This window comes from Motilimonas pumila, from assembly GCF_003596335.1.
Classification (GTDB): domain Bacteria; phylum Pseudomonadota; class Gammaproteobacteria; order Enterobacterales; family CBDFNC01; genus Motilimonas; species Motilimonas pumila.
Genome location: NZ_QZCH01000003.1, coordinates 207,897 through 229,820, shown reverse-complemented (window position 1 = coordinate 229,820; position 21,924 = coordinate 207,897). Strand labels below are relative to the sequence as shown.

The following is a 21,924-nucleotide window of genomic DNA, read 5'->3' as shown; positions in this document are numbered from 1 at the left end:
AGAATCACTTCCATGTATCGTGCTCAATGATCTGATCGCAGTTTTCGAGAAAGGTTCCCTATTTAGTCAACAACGCCCAACATATATATACCCATTATTAGCTTAAAAACAAAACTTCGTCTGACAGGCGTAATTTAATCAAGTCTTTATAAAAAGATCCACTAGTGTATGCAAAATAATTGATATTTAATTTAATCAAATAGCCCTTATTTGACTAATTTGTTATGTGTTTTATGTTTTTTCCAATAAAAAACCCTCCTGAGAGGGTTTTTTTTGGTTTATTTTACTTTTTTTGCATTACACAGCTTGAGTAAAAATAACCTTCTCAGCCTTTTCAGTATAGCTTGGAAGCTGATCAAAGTTTAGATATCTGTATGTATCTGCAGCAGTTGCATCTAATTCTTTGGCGTAGGTCATATATTCATCAACAGAAGGTAACTTACCAATAATGGCGGCTACAGCGGCTAATTCTGCTGAACTCAGATAAACATTCGCTCCCGTACCAAGACGGTTAGGGAAGTTACGAGTTGAAGTTGACACTACGGTAGAATTATCTGCTACGCGCGCTTGGTTACCCATACATAATGAACAACCTGGCATTTCTGTACGTGCGCCCACTTTACCGTAGATGCTGTAGTAACCTTCGTCAGTTAGCTGCTGTTCGTCCATCTTGGTTGGCGGAGCCACCCATAGACGTGTTGGCAGTTGACCTTGGTACTGATTAAGCAGTTTACCTGCCGCACGGAAGTGACCAATGTTAGTCATACAAGAACCGATGAACACTTCATCAATGTGCTCGCCAGCTAGCTCGCTTAGTAGCTTAACGTCATCTGGGTCGTTAGGGCATGCAAGGATTGGCTCTTTTACATCTGCAAGATCAATCTCGATCACAGCAGCATATTCTGCGTCGGCATCACCTTCCATTAGTTCAGGGTTAGCTATCCACTCTTCCATTGCGGTAATACGACGCTCAATGGTACGTACATCACCGTAACCTTCCGCTAGCATCCACTTAAGCATGACAATGTTAGAGTTTAGGTACTCTTTGATAGGCTCTTCGTTTAGCTTGATAGAACAACCCGCAGCACTACGCTCAGCAGAGGCATCTGAAAGCTCAAACGCTTGTTCTACTTTCAGGTCTGGCAGACCTTCAATTTCAAGTACGCGGCCAGAGAAGATATTCTTCTTACCGGCTTTCTCAACCGTTAGTAGGCCTTGTTGAATAGCGTAATAAGGAATCGCGTTTACTAGGTCACGCAATGTAATGCCCGGCTCTAGCTCACCTTTGAAGCGAACCAATACCGACTCTGGCATATCCAATGGCATCACGCCTGTCGCAGCAGCAAATGCCACTAGGCCAGAACCCGCAGGGAAAGAAATACCCAGTGGGAAACGTGTATGTGAATCGCCACCAGTACCAACTGTATCTGGCAGTAGCATACGGTTTAACCAAGAGTGGATAACACCATCACCAGGGCGCAGAGATACACCGCCACGATTCATGATGAAGTCTGGCAACGTATGGTGTGTGTTCACATCAATTGGCTTAGGATAAGCCGCAGTGTGACAGAATGACTGCATGGTAAGGTCTGCAGAGAAACCTAGACATGCTAAGTCTTTCAGCTCGTCGCGCGTCATTGGACCTGTGGTATCTTGCGAACCAACTGTGGTCATCTTAGGCTCACAATATTGACCAGGACGTACACCGGTCACGCCACACGCTTTACCTACCATTTTTTGTGCTAGCGTGAAGCCTTTGCCAGTATCAACAGCGTCTTCAGGTAGGTTGAATACGTCAATCGGGCCTAGGCCTAATGAAGTACGCGCGCGATCAGTAAGGCCACGACCAATGATAAGTGGAATACGGCCACCGGCGCGTACTTCATCTAGGATGACATTGGTTTTTAGTTCAAACGTTGTGATTTGCTCGCCAGTTTCAGCGTTCTTCACCACACCTTGGTGCGGGTAGATTTCAATCACGTCACCCATGTTTAGGCTTTCAACGTCCATTTCGATTGGTAAAGCACCAGAGTCTTCCATCGTGTTAAAGAAGATAGGCGCAATTTTACCACCGATACAAACACCGCCAGCACGTTTGTTTGGCACGTTTGGAATGTCATCACCCATGAACCAAAGCACAGAGTTAGTTGCAGATTTACGAGATGAACCCGTACCTACTACGTCACCAACGTAAGCCAACTGGTGGCCTTTTTCTTGTAGCGCTTTGATTTGCTCAATTGGGCCAATTTCACCCGCTTTGTCAGGGTTGATACCTTCACGCGCGTTCTTTAGCATAGCTAATGCGTGCAGCGGGATATCAGGACGAGACCATGCGTCTGGCGCTGGAGATAGGTCATCAGTGTTCGTTTCACCGGTTACTTTAAATACGGTAACAGTGATTTTCTCAGGTACTTCTGGTTTTTCTAAGTACCACTCAGCATTGGCCCAAGATTCAAGCACTTGCTGCGCAAATTTATTACCCGCTTTGGCTTTTTCTTCCACGTCGTAAAAAGCATCAAACATCAATAAAGTGTGAGATAGTGCTTTTACAGCTAATGGCGCTAGGGCATCGTTATCAAGCTGGGCAATCAGAGGCTCAATGTTGTAACCGCCTTGCATAGTGCCTAGTAGCTCTGTGGCTTTTTCAGCTGATAGGATTGGTGATGTTGTTTCACCTTTGGCAACTGCCGCTAAGAAGCCCGCTTTTACGTAAGCAGCTTCATCAACACCTGGCGGTATACGCTCAGATAACAGTTCCAGTACAAACTCTTCTTCGCCAGCAGGTGGGTTTTTAACTAGCTCAACCAGTGCCGCTGTTTGTTCAGCGTCTAATGGTTTAGGAACCACTCCCTGGGCAGCACGCTCTTCGACGTGTTTACGGTAGGCTTCAAGCACGACTTGTTCCTCATATTGTTATCACCAATTAGGGTGATTTATCCTTGACGGGGGCACAGCATAAAGATTTAACCAAACGAGGGATTGCCTGCGTGGCTAACTCCTAAGCCATGTGACCATAATTAGAAGCAGCGAGAGTATACCGGAATTAGTGCAAAAATTGAATTTAATACGTCAGTAAATTATTTCAATTTTGTTATCAGGTTATTAAAATCAATACAAACTCCCCTAACCCATTTTGCCAATGAACTTTGCCCAACTTAAGCAACCCGATTTAATCAAACAAGCCTGTTATGTTAATGGTCAATGGCTAACGACAGAGAGTCGCCTCGATGTTTTTAATCCCGCTAATGGTGAACAGCTCGGTCACATTCCTTGCTTAAACCCGCCCCAAGTGGAGCAAGCTATCCACAGCGCTCAACAGGCATTTAACAATAACCAGGAATCTGATTGGCCTCAGCGGTGCCAGCAATTACTGCGCTGGCACCAGTTAATCATGGAGCACAAAAGCGATTTAGCATTCATTATTTGTTTAGAGCAAGGCAAGCCCTTAAACGAAGCCCTTGCTGAAATCGAATACGCCGCCTCTTTTGTACGTTGGTTTGCAGATTTTAGACAATTTGACCACGGTGAAACCTTAGCTTCGCCCTTACCAAATAAACAATTCCAGACCCAACATGCCCCCTTAGGCGTGGTCGCGATGATTACGCCCTGGAATTTCCCTGCAGCGATGGTGTTACGTAAAGCAGCCGCAGCGCTGGCTGCCGGTTGCACCTTGGTGATTAAAGCTTCGGAGTTAACCCCTTTTACCGCCAATGCACTGGTTGAGCTAGCGCATCAAGCAGGGTTTCCAGCTGGAGTCATCAATATTGTTAGCGGTGATGCCGCGCAAATTGGTCTGCAGTTTTGCCAACACGGGGCAATTAAAAAGCTATCTTTCACCGGCTCAACCCGCGTGGGCAAAATCTTAATGACACAAAGCGCGCCGCAACTGCAGCGTTTATCGCTGGAGCTCGGCGGCAACGCCCCCTTTATTGTTTTTGAAGATGCCGATTTAGATGCAGCTGTCGCCGGCCTTATCGCCAGTAAATTACGTAACAATGGCCAGACGTGCGTGGCCAGTAATCGGATATATATCGCTAAAGCGGTGGCTTCTGCGTTTAATGAGAAGTTGCTCGCTCGACTTTCAGCGCTGTCTTCTGGCTATGGTTGGCAAGCGGGTGTTGACTGTGGCCCACTTATCAATCAACACGCTAAAACAAAGCTGCAACAGTGGATTAAAGAAAGCGAGGCGCTGGGAGCCGAGCGGGTGTTTGAGCAAGTAAACATCGCAAGTGCCGCAAATTTCTTTCCCATTACGGTACTCAATAAGGTAACCGATGAAATGCCCGTCGCTCAACATGAACTGTTTGGCCCAGTCATCGCACTGCAAACGTTTACCGATGAAACCGAAGCGATCCAACGGGCCAATCAAACCGGCGCAGGTTTAGCGGCGTATTGTTACAGCTTAAATATCCATCGCTGCCAGCGACTCAGTCAACAGTTACAATACGCCATGATAGGCATCAACGAAGGCATCATTTCCGCGGCGGTGAGTCCTTTTGGTGGCATTAATGAATCCGGCTTTGGCCGCGAAGGCAGCCACTTAGGGTTAGCGGAGTATCAATACGTGAAGAGTATTTGCTACGGACTTGGCAACTAGATAAGGGGCACAGGCACCTTATCTAGGCGCTTCATTATTGTAAAAATGGCGTACCCAGGTATAAATACACTGCGGAGTTACCGCCTTCGCTTAAACCAGCGGCCAGAATAATCGGGCCAATGTTAGAGTTCACCGCCAAGCCAATACTGCCGGCGGTGATCATATCTTCAAGTTTGATCTCACTGCTGCTTTGCCAAGTATTGCCTTGTTCAATTGACATGGATAAGTACATTGGCAGCTTAAACGCCCCAAAGTCGTTATCCAGCATCCGGTAGTTATATACCAAAGAAGCAAAAGTTTTATAATTACCCGATAGCTCGTACTGCGACAACCCAGATAGATTTTGATAACCGCCCAAATCTTTAACGACTGCCGGCACCTTAAGGTCTGAGTCGATGCCGCCATAGCTTAATCGCATGATACCGGTGTGGCGACCCCATGTTTTCGCCCCGCGCCAATCAATGTCGTATGAGACAGACTCATCATCTATGCCTTGAGAAGATTGATAAGCATAAAGCACATTAAGGTCAAGCTGCTGCCCTGTGGTCGGGAAGTTTAAATCATCCAGCGTGTCGACTCCTACAAAAAAGAACGGGCCTTGCACGGTAAAGTCTTCTTTAAAACTGGTACCAATAACGTCTACTTCGCCGTATTCATAACTCCAACCACTGCTGACGATGGCATTAGCACGGATGTTCCAACCTAAGGATGTTAGCCCTTTATAGGTGGTATAGTCGGTTTGAAAATACTGCACCGAGCTGGAGTCTTCTGAGTTTACAAAAAAGTTACGCTCTTGTTGGTTAAATTCGCCGGCAACGTTCCAATAAAACTGCTGCAAATCGCCTAAAGGCGTATAAAATTCAGTAAATAAGCGACTGCGAGTACCGACTAACGCTTCAGAGCGCCACTCCGCACCCCATGCGTTTAAGTCAGATAGCGTATATGCTGCGCCAATAGTCACTTCGGAATCTCGCCCGAGCTGCTCTAGGCCGAATGAAAAGTCAAAATACCCCGGCCCCCAAGACTTTTCATCGGCGACCACCTTCAAAACGGTTTCGTCTTTAAAGGTGAGTATTTCGTAATCAACCCGCTGAAAAATATCCAGGGCGTATAAGTCCTTAATGTCTTCTTCTAATTGCTCTTGCTGATACAGTTTACCGGCCTTAATGCCAAGCAAAGCCTCAATTGAGCTATCGGCTAACTTAGAGTTCGACTCTATTTGCACGCGATCAACAATAATGCCGTCTGCGGTACTTGAAAACCCTGCGCGACGAGTTTGTTTGCGCGTTAAATAAACTTGGTAGTCAGTATCAGAAAGCCCTAGTTTGGTGAGTTTAGTTAGATGGGCGCTCGCCGCCGCTTCACCAAGCGGCAAAGCTTGGGGCATATCCTCAAATGCTCCCGTGCCTATGGCGTCAATTTCGGGTCGGATCAAGATATCTTGCTCAGTCATCAATGCAATTTGCTGCTGGGTACTTGAGCGCGTCATATAGCTGGAAAGCTGATCTAAAATGGCGATATAAGAGTCTAAGTCTTCTTTGTTACTTAAACTTGAGCCGATATCAACGGCAATGATAATATCCGCGCCCATTTCTTTGAGCACATCTACCGGTAAATTATTGACGATACCGCCGTCTGCCAAAAATCGACCATCAACCTCAGCCGGCTTTAACGCACCAGGGACGGACATACTGGCTTGCATGGCTGTCACTAAGTTGCCTTTGGTGAGCACATAAGGCTCCATTTTTTCTAGATCGAGAGCCACCGCGCGATAAGGAATGGGCATCTGGTCAAAGTGCTTAAAGTTAGCCACGCTTTTAGTTGAAAGGCGCAGTAACTTCGCCATGCTCTCACCTTGAATAAAGCCATAAGGCAAGGCGAACTCTTTGCCGTTAAAGCCAATATCAGAATCTATGGTGAAGTCATCTCGTTGCTGTTTTTTACGATAACTGAGGCGCTGGCGCTCGATACGGTCGGAAAAGCCTTCATTCCAAGGCGTGCTAAGCATCAAGGTTTCAATTTCTTCGGCAGATAAGCCCAAGCCATACATGGCGGCAACGTACGCCCCCATCGAAGTGCCCGCGACATAGTCTATTGGAATGTTGTGCTGCTCTAACACTTTTAATACGCCGACATGGGCTGCCCCCTTGGCTCCACCGCCGCCTAAGGCTAAGCCAATTTTAGGGCGAGGCTGAGCAATAGACACACTAGCCAAGAGCAAACACGTTACAAATACACACCAGCGATACATTTCAACATCCGTTTAATAACTGCTTAATATCAAGTTGCGCCACAAATAGCGCCAAACTATGCGAACATCTTAGCAATGACAGCCAGAATATTATCTGCTTAGATCAAAAAAGGCGACTCGAAAGTCGCCTTAATCTCAACGCCCAACCGCCATTACTTTTTCTTAACGGCTTTTGGGTTTGGAAGGTCAGTGATAGAGCCTTCGTATACTTCTGCAGCTAAACCAACAGACTCATGCAACGTTGGGTGAGCGTGTATTGTCAACGCAATATCTTCAGCGTCAGCGCCAAGCTCGATAGCCAAGCCGATTTCGCCAAGTAGTTCACCTGCGTTAGTACCCACAACAGCACCACCAATCACACGGTGAGTATCTTTATCAAAGATAAGCTTGGTCATACCGTCTGAACAATCCGATGCAATTGCACGACCAGACGCAGCCCACGGGAACACCGCTTTTTCAAAGTTAACGCCTTGCTCTTTAGCTTCTTTCTCTGTAAGACCAACCCAAGCGACTTCTGGCTCAGTGTAAGCAATCGAAGGAATCACTTTAGGATCAAAGTAGTGTTTCTTACCTGCAATGACTTCTGCTGCTACGTGGCCTTCATGCACACCTTTGTGTGCCAACATAGGTTGACCAACAATATCACCAATCGCATGAATGTGGCTTACGTTCGTGCGCATTTGCTTATCAACTTCGATAAAGCCGCGCTCAGTCACGTTAACACCGGCTTTTTCAGCGTCTAGGTTGAGACCGTTTGGAACACGACCTACCGCCACTAGCACTGCGTCGTAAGCTTTCGGCTCAGCAGGCGCATTTTTACCTTCAAAAGTCACGTATACCGCGTCTTCTTTTGCTTCAACGGCCGTTACTTTCGTCTCCAGCATGATGTCGAATTTCTTCTTCACACGCTTGGTATAAACTTGAATGATGTCTTTGTCAGCCGCAGGAATTAGCTGGTCAGCAAACTCTACTACGTCAATGTTAGAACCAAGTGCACTGTATACCTGGCCCATTTCTAGACCAATAATACCGCCGCCCAGTACCAATAAACGCTCAGGTACAGTTTTCAGTTCTAGCGCGCCCGTTGAATCCCAAATACGTGGGTCATCATGGGGAATAAATGGCAATTTAACTGGGCGAGAGCCCGCTGCAACAATGGCGTTGTCGAAGTTAACGGTAGTTTTACCATTTTTGCCTTCGACTTCGATGCTGTTAGGTCCAGTAAATTTACCAAAACCTTCAACCACTTTAACTTTACGCATCTTAGCCATGCCGCCAAGACCGCCAGTTAGCTGGCTAACAACTTTATCTTTCCAGATACGGATTTTGTCGATATCGGTTTGCGCTTCACCAAAGAGAACACCGTGCTCAGACAGTGCTTTGGCTTCTTCAATTACTTTTGCAACGTGTAACAAGGCTTTAGAAGGAATACAGCCAACGTTTAGACAGACACCGCCTAGCGTTGAATATTTTTCAATTAGTACTGTTTCCAAACCTAAATCTGCTGCGCGAAATGCGGCAGAGTATCCAGCAGGGCCGGATCCTAGCACGACTACCTGTGCTTTCACTTCGTTACTCATTTTGGCCTCTTATTGTTTCGGCTTGTCGGGAAAAAACCCAGCAAGTTTACAAGTATGTTATAAAAATGGAAGAAAAAAGGTCGGCAAACGCCGACCTGTTAACATTTACAGTACCAATTTACGTAAATCGGCGAGTAAACCGTTGATGGTGGTGATGAATCGCGCACCATCCGCACCGTCAATTACACGGTGGTCGTAAGACAGTGCCAACGGCACCATTAGGCGCGGTTCAAATTCACTGCCATTCCATTTTGGCTTCATTTCAGACTTAGACACACCTAAGATGGCCACTTCAGGGGCATTGACGATTGGCGTGAATTGCGTACCACCAATACCACCAAGGCTAGAGATACTCATTGAGCCGCCTTGCATGTCTTTACCGGTTAGCTTGCCATCACGGGCTTTCTTAGAAATTTCAGCCAAGTCACGGCTTAGTTCATGAATGCCTTTGTTGTTCACATCTTTCACTACTGGTACTACAAGACCGTTTGGCGTATCGACTGCCACACCGATGTTGATGTAGCTCTTGTAGATAATGTGCTCGCCGTCTTCAGCCAAAGAGGTATTGAACTTAGGATGCAGTTCAAGGGCTTTTGCCACCGCTTTGATGATAAAGATAAGCGGGCTGATCTTGATGCCATTGCCAATCTTCGCGTTCATCGCGTTTTCGCTCTTACGGAAGCTTTCTAACTCGGTGATATCGGCTTCGTCAAACTGAGTAACATGAGGGATGGTCACCCAGTTACGGTGCAGCGCAGGGCCAGAGATCTTCTGGATGCGAGACATTTCAACCGTTTCGATATCGCCAAATTTAGCGAAGTCTACCTTAGGCGCTTTCACTACTTGTAAGCCGTTACCGCCACCCACTGAAGTGGCTGCAGTGGCTTTTGGACGCGACAGTTCGTACTTAACGTAAGCCTGCACGTCTTCTTTGATGATACGAGATTTACGACCCGTGCCTTTTACCTTGCTAAGGTCAACGCCAAACTCACGCGCTAAGCGACGTACTGACGGAGAAGCATGCACTGTAGCACTGCCTTTGCTGTCAGCAGCACTTGGGTGATGCGGCACAGGTGGTGGCTTAGGCGCAGCTTGTTGTGGCGCTGCTTGTTGCGGTGCAGGAGCGGCTGGTGCAGCTACCGGAGCAGGAGCCGCGGGGGCGCTACCTTGCACTTCAACTAAAGCAACCAAAGTGCCTTCAGACACTTTATCACCTACATTGACTTTTAGCTCTTTAACCACGCCTGAGAATGGCGCAGGCACTTCCATTGAAGCTTTGTCGCCTTCAACGGTAATCAGGCCTGCTTCTTCTTCAATGCTATCGCCAACAGCAACCAAAACTTCGGTTACTTCGACTTCGTCACCGCCAATATCTGGCACAATGACTTCTTTAATTTCCGCGGCTGCTGGGGCTGCAGGCGCTGCTGCCTGAGCTGGCGCGGCTTGCTCTGCTACAGGGGCCGGAGCTACTGCAGCAGGTGCGGCTGCGCCGGTTTCAACTACGACAATCAAGCTGCCTTCAGAAACCTTGTCACCCACTGCTACTTTGATTTCTTTAACCGTACCCGCCACTGGTGCCGGTACTTCCATAGAAGCTTTATCGCCTTCAACTGAAATCAAGCCTTGCTCTTCTTCAATAACGTCGCCAACTGCAACCAAAATTTCAGTTACGTCAACTTCGTCCGCGCCGATGTCAGGCACAGTGATCTCTTGAGTTGCACCGCCAGCAGCAGGTGCAGCCGCTGGTGCTTGGGTAGTTTCTGCCGCAGGCGCTGCAGCTGGCGCTTCTGCAGCAGGTGCAGGAGCAGCTTCGCCTTCAGCACTGACAGTGACAATCAATGTGCCTTCAGACACTTTGTCACCCACAGCCACTTTAATTTCTTGTACCGTGCCGCCAAAAGGTGCCGGTACTTCCATTGACGCCTTGTCACCTTCAACCGAAATCAAGCCTTGCTCTTCTTCGATTACATCGCCCACAGCAACTAGGATCTCAGTTACATCTACTTCATCAGCGCCGATATCTGGCACTAGAATTTCTTTAATATTAGCCATGCTCTTAATACCTATAATTATGCGTGCAGTGGGTTAACTTTGTTGACGTCAATGCCGTATTTTTCAATCGCTTGTGCAACAACTGACTTCTCAACTGTGCCTTCTTTCGCAAGTTCAGCAAGGGTAGCAACAACCACATAGTGTGCATTAACTTCGAAGTGACGACGTAGATTCTCACGGCTATCACTGCGACCAAAGCCGTCTGTACCCAGAACTTTATATGGACCGGGTACATAAGCACGCACTTGGTCTGCGTAATTTTTCATGTAATCCGTTGCAGCAACAGTGATCACGCCTTCTTCTAAGACAGAAGTAATGTATGGCACTTGCTCTTCAGCTGTTGGGTTTAGCATATTGGTACGCTCAACCGCTTGACCGTCACGGGCTAGCTCGTTGAAAGAAGTCGCACTGTATACCGTGGCATCAATGCCGTAGTCTTCCGCTAGGATGGCCGCAGCTTCACGAACTTGCAGCATGATAGTACCAGAGCTAAGTAGTTGAACCTTACCTTTGCCCTTGCCTTTCACTTCATCAAGCTTGTAAATACCCTTACGAATGCCTTCTTCAACACCTTCTGGCATCTCTGGCTGTTCGTAGTTTTCGTTCATTACGGTTAAGTAGTAGTAGATGTTTTCATTGTCATCGTACATACGCTTAAGGCCGTCTTGCACCACTACCGCTAACTCGTAACCGTATGTTGGATCGTAAGTAATACAGTTAGGGATAACGTTAGCTTGAACGTGTGAGTGACCGTCTTCATGTTGTAGACCTTCACCGTTTAACGTAGTACGACCCGCGGTACCACCGACAACGAAACCACGAGCTTGTTGATCACCAGCCAGCCAAGCCATGTCTCCAACTCGTTGGAAACCAAACATTGAGTAGTAGATGTAGAACGGGATCATCGGGCTGTTATTGGTACTGTAAGACGTTGCTGCTGCCAACCAATCTGCTTTGGCACCCAGCTCGTTAATACCTTCTTGTAGCACCTGACCTTTGATGTCTTCTTTGTAGTAAGCGACTTGGTCTTTATCTTGTGGCGTGTACTTCTGACCTTGGCGAGAATAAATGCCCACTTGGCGGAACAGGCCTTCCATACCAAAGGTACGCGCTTCATCAGGAATGATAGGCACGATACGCTTGCCAATAGACTTGTCTTTTAGCAATACAGTTAGAATACGCACAAACGCCATCGTCGTTGAGATTTGACGACCATTAGAGCCTTTTAGTACTGCATCGAACGCTTTAACTGCTGGGATATCCATGTCGATATCTGAGTTAATACGGCGCTGAGGTAAGAAGCCATTAAGCGCTTCACGGCGCGCCTTCATGTACTTCACCTCTTCCGAGTTTTCTCCCGGGTGGTAGTAAGGGATGTCGGCAAGATCTTCATCGCTTACAGGAATATTAAAACGATCGCGGTAATGTCTGATCGCTTCTACGTCCATCTTCTTCACGCCGTGAGCGATGTTTTTACCTTCACCTGCGTCACCCATGCCGTAACCTTTTACGGTTTTCGCTAGGATAACCGTTGGACGGCCTTTAGTTTCAGCGGCTTTTTTGTAAGCGGCGTAAACCTTGTATGGGTCATGACCACCACGGTTTAGGCGCCAAATGTCATCGTCGGACATGTTAGCAACCATTTCAGCTGTTTCAGGGTGCTTGCCAAAGAAGTGCTCACGGGTGTAAGCGCCGCCTTTTGCTTTAAAGTTCTGGTATTCACCGTCTACCGTCTCTTCCATTAGCTGTAGCAGTTTACCTGACTTATCTTGTGCTAATAGTGGATCCCAGTAACGGCCCCAAATCACTTTAATCACTTCCCAGCCTGCGCCGCGGAACGTACCTTCAAGCTCTTGGATAATCTTAGAGTTACCACGAACCGGGCCATCAAGGCGCTGCAAGTTACAGTTGATAACAAAACATAAGTTATCAAGGCCTTCACGGGCCGCCATGCCAATCGCACCTAATGATTCTGGCTCGTCACACTCGCCATCGCCTAGGTAACAATATACGCGCTGTTTCGAACAATCTTTAATGCCGCGGTCGGTTAAGTATTTAAGGAAACGCGCTTGGTAGATCGCAGAAATCGGACCTAAACCCATAGATACCGTTGGGAACTGCCAGAATTCAGGCATCAATTTAGGGTGCGGGTAAGAAGGCAAACCTTTACCGTCTACTTCTTGACGGAAATTATCTAGCTGCTCTTCAGATACGCGACCTTCTAGGTATGCACGTGAGTAGATACCCGGTGAAATATGACCTTGGAAATATACCAAATCACCACCGTCTTCTTCGCTTGGGCCGCGGAAAAAGTGGTTAAAGCCTACATCATAAAGCGTGGCAGATGATGCAAAGCTAGAGATGTGACCACCTAGATCTAAATCTTTTTTCGATGCACGCAGTACCGTTGCTAACGCATTCCAACGAATGATAGCGCGAATACGACGTTCAAGTACCATGTCACCTGGCATATGTGGTTCTTGACCCGGTGGAATAGTATTCACATACGCAGTTGTTGCATCAAAAGGGAGATGACCACCGCTACGGCGAGTTTTATCAGCTAGCTTTTCAAGCAGGTAGTGAGCACGCTCAGGGCCCTCTTCTGCAATCACCGCTTCAAGTGCTTCTAACCACTCACTCGTTTCTTGTGGATCTAGGTCGTGCTTTTGGATATCTGACATGGCAGTTTCCTATATGTTATTACTGTGACGTGACTGCTTTCACGTAAAACTTATTTAAAAAAATTAAGTTAATCTTTTGCTTGCTGAATTCGGCGTAAAGAGCGCTCAAGGCGGTTTTCTTCACGACCAATTTCCAGCAGGGTTTCTTCAATAAAAACCAAATGGCGATCAGACGCTTCTCTGGCTTGTTTGGGAGCTTTCCCTAAAATGGCGTCTAGCAACATCGCGCGGTGTTGACGAATATCGGTCAAAACCTCAGGGTGATGTTGTATCAACTCTAAGTTGTGTAATACGTTTTGTTCGAGCAGTGGCAACAAACCACGCATGAGATGCAGCAACACCACATTATGAGATGCTTCTACTATGGCCATGTAAAACTGCACCGCAACCTTGGCTTCAGCGGCTAAATCGGCTTGGTTTTGCGCCTGCTGCATATGTTCATAAGCCAGCTTTATTTGCGCAAAGTCCGCTTCTGTGCCCCGAAGAGCAGCGTAAAAAGCTGAAATCCCTTCCAAGCCATGACGAAACTCTAACAAGTCATATTGCGATTCTGGTGTGGAGTTTAGTAGGTCGTATAAAGGGTCGGTTAATCCTTGCCTCAAGCCGGCTTCTACAAAAGTTCCCCCACCTTGGCGACGGGTTAACAGCCCCCGAGCTTCGAGTCGTTGGATAGCTTCGCGTAATGAAGGGCGAGACACATCAAACTGTTTTGCTAATTCACGCTCAGGCGGCATTTTCTGGCCAGGGTTTAAACTCCCTTCCAAGATCATACTCTCTAGTTGCGCTTCGATTACGTCAGCAATTTTTGGTTGTTTGATTTTTTGGTATGTCATGCCATCTCGTTCGAACAATTGGTATTACCAATTTAATTTGGCGCAAAAAATAACAAAGCTGATACATTTTGTCTAGCCAAAACCTGATCTCGATCAAACTAAATAAGTCAAAACGGTATAAATGGTCATACCATTTACATCAGCAGAACGAAATACTGCATCTTGATAACATAATTACAATTTATGTTGTTTGTATGTATAAAAAACCTGCAGTTAAAAATAGTTTATCTGCGAGAAATTGAAAGCAGACGGTGAAATAAGCAGTGCCAAGCTGATAGTGCAACCGACCTCAACATTTGTAACTATGGAGCTGTCTGTCATACAGCAAAAGGGCATGGCCTTATATTGCACCACATTTCGCCTTGGAAGCATTACTCTAGGAGCAAGTTAACCAGTAGTGTTTAAAAAAGTATTAAAGCTTTGCCACCAAGGCCGCTGCAACTAACCCTCCACTAATGCTAAAAAGTGCGACCAGTCAAACCCGGTTCCAGGGTCTGTTTTGCGCCCTGGCGCAATATCAGAGTGGCCCGTAATACGTTCAAGGCTAATGTCTGGGTATTGTCTCATAATGGCCTTGGTAAGCTGCGCAAGCACTTGGTATTGCTCGGCCTCAAACGGGCTGTCATCTGTGCCTTCTAGTTCAATGCCAATAGAAAAATCGTTGCAACGCGTTCGCCCTTTAAATTCAGACACGCCCGCATGCCAAGCGCGCTGATTTAAAGGCACGTATTGAACCAATTCCCCATCGCGGCGTATTAAACAATGAGCCGACACTTTAAACTGATGAATCATTTCAAAGTATTCATGTTCGTTTGGATTTAACTGACCGGTAAACAATTGGTCTATGTATGGGCCGCCGAATTGCGCCGGTGGTAAACTGATGCTGTGTATAACTAATAAGTTAATGTCGTTGAGCTGAGGCCGGCTATCAAAAAAAGGACTGGCAACTTGGCGGGCACAAGCGATATGCCCTTGTGGGCTGACGGTGAGCTGGCGATAAGCACGGGTATCATGAGGCATAAATGAATTCACAAAGGTACTGAATTTGTCTATGTTAGCAGCGCAGCAGAGAATAAAGGAAGTGATTATGTCTGAGCCGTCTTCAAAAGAAACGCCTCCAAAGCCATCCACAGCAGCGACTCAAAAGCCACAAAAAGTGGGAAAATGGATGTGGCTTTTTATGTGGCTTATTGCCGCTGCGCTATTATACCAATATTTCGATGACAAATTGGCCAAGCAGTACAATCCTAATCAAAACGTGAGCACAGCAGCAGATGGTCAAACCATCATACTGTTGCAAAACCGCCAAGGCCATTATGTGGCTAACGGCTTTATTAACGGCGTAGAAGTAACGTATTTGCTCGACACGGGAGCCACCTCGACCGTTGTTCCAGAAAAACTGGCGCAAAGAATTGGCCTTAAACCCGGCTATGCCAGTCGAGTTAATACTGCCAACGGCACTATTAACGTTTATAGCACTGAGATTAATAGCTTGAGCATAGGGTCGATAACATTGTACGATCTGCGCGCTCAAATTAACCCTTATATGACCGATGATACCGTGCTGCTCGGCATGAACGTATTAAGGCAGCTAAAATTGGTACAACAAGGTAAGCAGTTGACTCTTAGCTTATAAAAGACAGTCGCTGAATCAATCACAACACAGGAACGCCCATGAAACACGATGAAGTACAGCAGAGCGTAGAGCTTGCCCTTGCCGAAGATCTTAACGGCTTGTCATATTTAGAAGGTGATATCACCGCAAATTTGATCCCTGCTGATACTCAAAGCCAAGCGACCGTGATTACCCGTGAAGCGGGTATTTTCTGCGGCAAAGCCTGGACCGATGAAGTGTTTCACCAGCTGGGTAACTGCGTAGATATTCAATGGCACGTCGCCGACGGCGAAGCCATCAGCCCCAATCAAGAGCTGTTTACCTTAACCGGCCCAGCGCGCATTTTGTTAACTGGCGAGCGCACCGCATTAAACTTTATTCAAACACTTTCAGGCATAGCTACTAGCGTGTTTGAATACAGCCAAAAAATAAAACACACCAATTGTAAGCTGCTAGATACGCGCAAAACCCTACCTGGGCTTCGTAATGCATCTAAATACGCGACCACTTGTGGCGGTGGCTTTAATCACAGATTTGGCCTTTATGATGCTTACTTGATCAAGGAAAACCACATTATGGCTTGTGGTGGTATTGATAAAGCCATTGAAGAAGCAAAAAGACTACAGCCAGGACTTAGAGTAGAAGTTGAAGTGGAAAGCTTAGAGGAACTGGGCCAAGCCATTGCAGCGGGCGCAGATGTCGTTATGCTAGACAATTTTAGCGTCAAGCAGATGCAGCAAGCCGTTACAATAAACGCCGAACAAGGCAAACCGACTAAGCTTGAAGTATCAGGCAACGTCAGCCTTAGCACCATAGCGGAATTTGCAGAAACCGGCGTGGATTACATTTCCGTTGGCGCACTGACCAAGCATGTACAAGCGATTGATTTATCAATGCGTTTTAAAGACAGCAAATAGGCTTAAATTTTTAGAAAAACGGGTTTAAGCGCGATTATTGATAGAAAGCTCTTGAACATTTGGTGCTTTTTTAACTAAAATCAGCGCCGTTAGTTAAACAAGTTTAATCGAATAGAGTTTGTGCTTATTTAAGTGGAAAGTGCTAAGGATAGAAATGGGTTCACCATTTCGTCTAAAATGTGACTCAAACCATGAGTGCAGACTCGAAAGATCGAAAAACATGATCTAGCTAACTTGTCTCAAATCAAAAAACTTGAGATCTTAAGACTGTAGCAAAGGACGCTAAAATCTTACCTAAGATTCTTCCATTTGCTCAACCTTATCCCTAATAAAAAAACCGTAAGTAAAGGACACACTTTATTATGAACAAGCAAATGAACAAAGCCCAAGCGGGTTTTACCTTAATCGAACTACTGATCGTTGTTGCCATCATTGGTATTCTTGCAGCGATCGCACTTCCTGCGTACCAAGACTACACAAATAAAGCACAGTTCTCTAAGTTAATTACGGCGGCAGGTGCTGCTCAAAGCGCTGTAGAAATCTGTGCACAAACTGATGCAACAACTTCTAACTTTGCGACTAAGTGTATTAGTTCAACAGCTGCGGCTCCTACTAGCGTTCCAGAAGCAGTTACCAAAACAGGTGCTGCTGGCTCACCAAAGAATGTTCTTGGTGTAGCAACTACTTCTGCGGCAGCTGGTGAAGTAACAATCACAGTTGATGTTGATGCAGCCAATGACAACCTTGGAAGCCTTGATGTTGCCGCTACATACATACTTACAGGCAAGCGCGAGACTAACGGTACGGTTACCTGGACTGCTGATTGTGCTTCTGGCGTAGCTGCTTACAAACCATATTGTCCAACATTCTAATATGAATTTAAAACAATAATGCCTATAGCTAAAACCACGAGTGGCTTATTAAATAATTTAGTCACTCGTGGCTTTTTCCCAGAGGAAAAAGCCAAAATAATTCTAACCAGTATCAAGTCTGAAAAAGCTCACCTAGTCAGCTACTTAGTTAGTAACAAATACATATCTTCAAAAGAGCTCGCTGATTTCTGCGAATCCGAGTATGGCATCCCTTTGCTAGACCTAGATTCATTTCAGCTTGAAGACATTCCCGATAAGTTTATTAATGAAAAATTGATTGATAAACACCATGCGATCCCTATTTATACCCAAGGTCATACGCTATATATCGCCATGTCTGACCCCACCAATGTAGCTGCTCTGGAAGACTTTGGCTTTAGCTTTGCCATGCATACCGAAGCCTTATTGGTGGAAGAAGATAAGCTGCAAAAGGCGATAGAAAAGCTTATAGAAGAAGACGATGCTGCTCTTGGTGATCTAAATGAGGCAGAAATAGGCGATATTGATGTTGATGATACCGAATCCCGTCTCGATGAAGCCCAAAAAATGGGCGACGATGACGCCCCCATCGTTAAATATATTAATAAGATTCTTTCTGATGCGATACGCAAAGGCGCGTCAGATATTCACTTTGAGCCTTATGAGAAGAAGTACCGGGTGCGCCTGCGTATCGATGGTATTTTAACCGAAGTGGCGACACCGCCGGTTAACTTAACCAACCGCTTCTCTGCCCGCTTAAAAGTCATGTCAAAACTGGATATCGCCGAGCGGCGTATTCCGCAAGATGGCCGAATTAAGCTAAAACTCAGTAAAAACAAATCAATGGATTTACGTGTTTCAACCCTGCCCACCATGTGGGGAGAAAAAATCGTAATGCGTATTTTAGATAGCTCGGCAGCGAACCTGGATATCGATAAGTTAGGCTATAGCGATAAACAAAAGAAACAATATTTAGACGCCATTTCAAAACCGCAAGGCATGATCCTTATTACCGGCCCAACCGGCTCAGGTAAAACGGTTTCTTTGTATACCGGCCTTAATATTCTGAATACTCCTGAGCGTAATATTTCGACCGCAGAAGATCCGGTAGAAATCAACTTGGAAGGTATTAATCAAGTTCAAATGAACCCTAAGGCAGGGTTAACCTTTGCAGCATCTCTTCGCTCATTCCTACGACAAGATCCCGATATTGTTATGGTCGGTGAGATCCGTGATTTAGAAACCGCTGAAATAGGTATTAAAGCAGCGCAAACCGGTCACTTGGTATTATCGACTTTGCATACTAATTCAGCATCTGAAACATTAACGCGTTTACTTAATATGGGTGTACCTGCCTTTAACGTCGCTTCTTCTGTGACTTTGATTATGGCGCAACGACTTGCAAGGCGTTTATGTGAACACTGTAAAACGCCTGAGCAGGTTTCCCAACAAGATCTAACCTTATTGGGCTTTACCCCAAATCAAATAGAAAAGGGCATTACCACTTACAAAGCGGTAGGCTGCGATAAGTGCACCGACGGCTATAAAGGTCGCGTAGGTATCTATGAAGTGATGCAAATGTCTGATGCAATAGGACGCGCAATTCTAGATGGCGCTAACTCGATTCAACTCAGTGATATAGCACAAAAAGAAGGTATGCACACTTTGCGCCAATCCGCTTTGATTAAAGCTGTAGAGGGAGTTACGAGTCTATCTGAAGTCACTCGCGTAACCAGCGGTTAAGTTTCCAAATATAATAAAGTATAAGAAGGATTGATTATGGCTGTGGCTGCTAAGGCTAAAAAACCGGTTAAAATACTGACTTTTAAATGGACAGGTGTTAACCGCAAAGGCAAAAAAGTTTCGGGCGAGACTCAAGGTGAAACAGCCAACCAAGTTAAAGCTGAGATGCGCCGTCAAGGCGTTAATATTACCAAGATCAACAAAAAAACCGAGTCGGCATTATCGCAATTAGGCCAAGGTATAAAGCCTATGGATATTGCCGTGATAACACGACAGATTGCGACTATGTTATCGGCAGGTGTGCCTTTAGTTCAGTGTTTGCAAATGATCGGAAAAAGTAATGAGAAAAAATCCATTCGTGATTTACTCAGTGAAGTGACTGCAGAGGTAGAAACCGGCACACCTCTTTCAGACTCTTTAAAAAAACATCCTAAGTACTTTGACGACCTTTACTGTGATCTAGTGCAAGCCGGCGAGCAATCCGGTGCACTGGAAACTATTTATGACCGCATCGCTATCTATAAAGAAAAAGCTGAAGCATTAAAGTCAAAAATTAAAAAAGCCATGTTTTATCCGGCTATGGTGGTATTAGTGGCCATCACGGTAACCGTGATTTTATTGTTATTTGTAATTCCACAGTTTGAAGAAATCTTTAACGGCTTTGGCGCTGAGTTACCGGCTTTTACTCAGTTTGTCATTGCCATTTCCCATACGCTACAAAGCTACTGGTATATAGTTTTTGGCGCTATTTTTATTGCTTTATTCCTGTTTAGACGAGCACATTTAAATTCTGAGAATGTAAGAAATAAGACAGACAAGTTTATTTTAAAAATCCCCGTAATTAATACCATCTTACATAAGGGAGCAATGGCACGCTTTGCAAGAACCTTATCCACCACTTTTGCTGCCGGTATTCCTTTGATTGATGCCTTACAATCCGCGGCCGGCGCTTCGGGTAACTATGTCTATCGCTCCGCTATCGAGAATATTCGAACCGAAGTGATGGCGGGCATGCAAATGCACGTAGCCATGCGTACAACTGGAGTTTTCCCTGATATGGTGGCGCAAATGATTATGATAGGTGAGGAATCGGGTGATTTAGATGGCATGTTAACTAAAGTCGCTGACATTTACGAGCGGGAAGTGGATGATGCTGTAGACGCCCTGACCAGTTTGATTGAGCCTATGATCATGGTCGTTTTAGGTGTGGTAGTTGGTGGACTTGTCATCGCTATGTACTTACCTATCTTCTCACTGGGTAGCGTTGTAGGCTAATGACTGAAATTTTATTATTATTGCAAGGCTCACTATGGGCCTTATGCCTTGTTGTATTATGTCTCGGCTTATTGGTCGGCTCGTTCCTTAACGTCGTCATTCACCGTTTACCAAAGATGATGCAAGCTGAGTGGCGCAGCGAATGCCGCGCTTTTTTGGAAGATGAATTAAAAGCTGCACCGACCAAAGAAGAAAAGCCTAAATATAACCTAGTAGTGCCACGCTCTGCTTGCCCTCAATGTGGCCATAAAATTACTGCGTTAGAGAATATCCCTATCATTAGCTGGTTATGCTTAAAGGGTAAATGCAGCGAGTGTAAAACGCCTATATCAGCCCGCTACCCAAGCATTGAGTTACTCACGGGGTTAATGTCATTGGCAGTCGCTTTTGTGGTACCTTTTGGTTGGCCTTTGCTTGCAGCACTGGTACTAACATGGACCCTGATCGCGCTCACTTTTATTGATTTTGATACCATGTTATTACCTGACAACATGACCTTACCGTTATTGTGGTTAGGTCTAATTGTCAATTTCAATGGCAGTTTTGCAACGCTAGAAGATGCCGTTATTGGTGCAATGGCGGGCTATTTAAGCTTATGGAGCATCTACTGGGCCTTTAAAATACTCACTAAAAAAGAGGGCATGGGTTACGGTGACTTTAAGCTACTTGCAGCCTTAGGTGCATGGTTTGGCTGGCAAGCGTTACCCTTAATCATCTTATTGTCTTCGTTTGTGGGTGCCATAGTCGGCATTTCATTAATGGCGCTTGCCAAAAATGGTCGTGGTCAGCCTATTCCATTTGGCCCGTACTTGGCTGCAGCTGGCTGGATTTACCTTGTTTATGGTGAGCAGCTTATCGAACTGTATTACCGCTTTCTGCTGGGCTGATGACACATATTATCGGCCTTACAGGTGGCATTGGCAGTGGCAAGTCGTCAGCCAGTCGATTCTTTTCAGATCTCGGCATTGAAATTGTCGATGCCGACGTTGTAGCAAGAGAAGTGGTTGAGCCAGGTAGCCCTGCGCTTATGGCTATCGAAGAAAAATTTGGCCCTTCAATCTTACAGCAAAATAATCACCTCGATAGAAAGCGGCTGCGCGAGCTGACCTTTTCCAATCAAGCAAACAAATCATGGCTCAACCAACTATTACACCCACTGATTCGTGAACGTATCTTGAGTCAGCTAAAAGCGTGTAAAGGCCCATATGCTTTACTCGAAGCGCCTTTGCTACTTGAGAACAACCTACAACAATACACAGATGCCGTTATTGTCGTTGATTTACCAGAGCAAGCCCAACTTCAGCGGGCTTGCGAGCGTGATAACAGCCAAGCAAAGCAAATTAGAGCGATCATGAACGCCCAAATAAGTCGCCCCGAGCGATTAACGCGTGCGCAATTCGTGCTAGATAACAGCTCAGACTTAAGTTGGTTAAAAAGCCAGGTTAACAAAATTCATCATCAGTTACTGGTAAAAGTTGCGAATAAAACTCTACAACAGCGATAATTAGCGCTAAACTTTGTTGCTTTAC

At 45.8% G+C, this 21,924-nt stretch carries 15 protein-coding genes; 8 read left to right on the top strand and 7 right to left on the bottom strand.

Annotated elements, in window-relative coordinates:
- Window positions 1-297: 297 nt before the first annotated feature.
- A complete protein-coding gene (gene acnB, locus D1Z90_RS05310; protein WP_119909706.1) occupies window positions 298-2,895 on the bottom strand; it encodes a bifunctional aconitate hydratase 2/2-methylisocitrate dehydratase in 2,598 nt (865 codons plus the stop codon).
- A 244-nt stretch (window positions 2,896-3,139) separates the two neighbouring features.
- Here acnB and D1Z90_RS05305 point away from each other — a divergent pair, with 244 nt between their 5' ends.
- A complete protein-coding gene (locus D1Z90_RS05305) occupies window positions 3,140-4,597 on the top strand; it encodes an NAD-dependent succinate-semialdehyde dehydrogenase (RefSeq protein WP_119909705.1) in 1,458 nt (485 codons plus the stop codon).
- A 34-nt stretch (window positions 4,598-4,631) separates the two neighbouring features.
- On the opposite strand, the gene D1Z90_RS05300 is transcribed toward D1Z90_RS05305, so the two are convergent.
- The 6 genes from D1Z90_RS05300 to ampD all read right to left on the bottom strand — a co-directional run bounded on the left by D1Z90_RS05300 (window position 4,632) and on the right by ampD (window position 15,014).
- Window positions 4,632-6,848, bottom strand: coding sequence for a patatin-like phospholipase family protein (locus D1Z90_RS05300; RefSeq protein WP_119909704.1), 2,217 nt, complete (start codon window positions 6,846-6,848; stop codon window positions 4,632-4,634).
- Window positions 6,849-7,000: 152 nt separating this feature from the next.
- The gene (gene lpdA, locus D1Z90_RS05295) at window positions 7,001-8,428 is read right to left on the bottom strand and encodes a dihydrolipoyl dehydrogenase (protein ID WP_119909703.1); all 1,428 of its coding nucleotides are present in this window, start codon (window positions 8,426-8,428) and stop codon (window positions 7,001-7,003) included.
- A 105-nt stretch (window positions 8,429-8,533) separates the two neighbouring features.
- A complete protein-coding gene (gene aceF / locus D1Z90_RS05290) occupies window positions 8,534-10,480 on the bottom strand; it encodes a pyruvate dehydrogenase complex dihydrolipoyllysine-residue acetyltransferase (RefSeq protein WP_119909702.1) in 1,947 nt (648 codons plus the stop codon).
- Window positions 10,481-10,497: 17 nt separating this feature from the next.
- The gene (aceE, locus tag D1Z90_RS05285; RefSeq protein ID WP_119909701.1) at window positions 10,498-13,161 is read right to left on the bottom strand and encodes a pyruvate dehydrogenase (acetyl-transferring), homodimeric type; all 2,664 of its coding nucleotides are present in this window, start codon (window positions 13,159-13,161) and stop codon (window positions 10,498-10,500) included.
- Window positions 13,162-13,229: 68 nt separating this feature from the next.
- Window positions 13,230-13,994: a pyruvate dehydrogenase complex transcriptional repressor PdhR gene (gene pdhR, locus D1Z90_RS05280; protein WP_119909700.1), complete on the bottom strand. Its 765-nt coding sequence runs from the start codon at window positions 13,992-13,994 to the stop codon at window positions 13,230-13,232.
- Window positions 13,995-14,435: 441 nt separating this feature from the next.
- Window positions 14,436-15,014, bottom strand: coding sequence for a 1,6-anhydro-N-acetylmuramyl-L-alanine amidase AmpD (gene ampD, locus D1Z90_RS05275; RefSeq protein WP_119909699.1), 579 nt, complete (start codon window positions 15,012-15,014; stop codon window positions 14,436-14,438).
- 67 nt (window positions 15,015-15,081) lie between these two features.
- On the opposite strand from ampD, the gene D1Z90_RS05270 reads away from it, so the two are divergent.
- From D1Z90_RS05270 to coaE, 7 genes are all read left to right on the top strand, one after another.
- A complete protein-coding gene (locus D1Z90_RS05270) occupies window positions 15,082-15,630 on the top strand; it encodes a retropepsin-like aspartic protease family protein (protein ID WP_119909698.1) in 549 nt (182 codons plus the stop codon).
- 38 nt (window positions 15,631-15,668) lie between these two features.
- Window positions 15,669-16,526, top strand: coding sequence for a carboxylating nicotinate-nucleotide diphosphorylase (nadC, locus tag D1Z90_RS05265; RefSeq protein ID WP_119909697.1), 858 nt, complete (start codon window positions 15,669-15,671; stop codon window positions 16,524-16,526).
- A gap of 362 nt (window positions 16,527-16,888) precedes the next feature.
- On the top strand, window positions 16,889-17,398 hold the full coding sequence (locus D1Z90_RS21925; protein WP_269777027.1) for a pilin: 510 nt from the start codon (window positions 16,889-16,891) through the stop codon (window positions 17,396-17,398).
- 18 nt (window positions 17,399-17,416) lie between these two features.
- Entirely contained in the window at window positions 17,417-19,120 is a 1,704-nt protein-coding gene (gene pilB, locus D1Z90_RS05255) for a type IV-A pilus assembly ATPase PilB (RefSeq protein WP_119909696.1), read from the top strand.
- 36 nt (window positions 19,121-19,156) lie between these two features.
- Window positions 19,157-20,395 carry a type II secretion system F family protein gene (locus D1Z90_RS05250; RefSeq protein WP_119909695.1) on the top strand — a complete coding sequence of 413 codons (1,239 nt, stop codon included), beginning with the start codon at window positions 19,157-19,159 and terminating at the stop codon, window positions 20,393-20,395.
- Window positions 20,395-21,282 (top strand): prepilin peptidase, encoded by an 888-nt coding sequence (locus D1Z90_RS05245; RefSeq protein WP_119909694.1) that lies wholly within the window; start codon window positions 20,395-20,397, stop codon window positions 21,280-21,282. The genes D1Z90_RS05250 and D1Z90_RS05245 overlap by 1 nt, the downstream gene beginning before the upstream one ends.
- Window positions 21,282-21,899: a dephospho-CoA kinase gene (coaE, locus tag D1Z90_RS05240; protein ID WP_119909693.1), complete on the top strand. Its 618-nt coding sequence runs from the start codon at window positions 21,282-21,284 to the stop codon at window positions 21,897-21,899. The genes D1Z90_RS05245 and coaE overlap by 1 nt, the downstream gene beginning before the upstream one ends.
- The last annotated feature ends 25 nt before the right edge of the window (window positions 21,900-21,924 follow it).

Bases quoted from the DNA above. Each gene is read 5' to 3' on its own strand.
- aceF (WP_119909702.1), bottom strand. From the start codon at position 10,480: ATGGCTAATATTAAAGAAATTCTAGTGCCAGATATCGGCGCTGATGAA.
- D1Z90_RS05270 (WP_119909698.1), top strand. From the start codon at position 15,082: ATGTCTGAGCCGTCTTCAAAAGAAACGCCTCCAAAGCCATCCACAGCA.
- pilB (WP_119909696.1), top strand. From the start codon at position 17,417: ATGCCTATAGCTAAAACCACGAGTGGCTTATTAAATAATTTAGTCACT.
- pdhR (WP_119909700.1), bottom strand. From the start codon at position 13,994: ATGACATACCAAAAAATCAAACAACCAAAAATTGCTGACGTAATCGAA.
- D1Z90_RS05300 (WP_119909704.1), bottom strand. From the start codon at position 6,848: ATGTATCGCTGGTGTGTATTTGTAACGTGTTTGCTCTTGGCTAGTGTG.
- coaE (WP_119909693.1), top strand. From the start codon at position 21,282: ATGACACATATTATCGGCCTTACAGGTGGCATTGGCAGTGGCAAGTCG.
- D1Z90_RS21925 (WP_269777027.1), top strand. From the start codon at position 16,889: ATGAACAAGCAAATGAACAAAGCCCAAGCGGGTTTTACCTTAATCGAA.
- nadC (WP_119909697.1), top strand. From the start codon at position 15,669: ATGAAACACGATGAAGTACAGCAGAGCGTAGAGCTTGCCCTTGCCGAA.
- lpdA (WP_119909703.1), bottom strand. From the start codon at position 8,428: ATGAGTAACGAAGTGAAAGCACAGGTAGTCGTGCTAGGATCCGGCCCT.
- ampD (WP_119909699.1), bottom strand. From the start codon at position 15,014: ATGCCTCATGATACCCGTGCTTATCGCCAGCTCACCGTCAGCCCACAA.
- aceE (WP_119909701.1), bottom strand. From the start codon at position 13,161: ATGTCAGATATCCAAAAGCACGACCTAGATCCACAAGAAACGAGTGAG.
- D1Z90_RS05305 (WP_119909705.1), top strand. From the start codon at position 3,140: ATGAACTTTGCCCAACTTAAGCAACCCGATTTAATCAAACAAGCCTGT.
- D1Z90_RS05245 (WP_119909694.1), top strand. From the start codon at position 20,395: ATGACTGAAATTTTATTATTATTGCAAGGCTCACTATGGGCCTTATGC.
- D1Z90_RS05250 (WP_119909695.1), top strand. From the start codon at position 19,157: ATGGCTGTGGCTGCTAAGGCTAAAAAACCGGTTAAAATACTGACTTTT.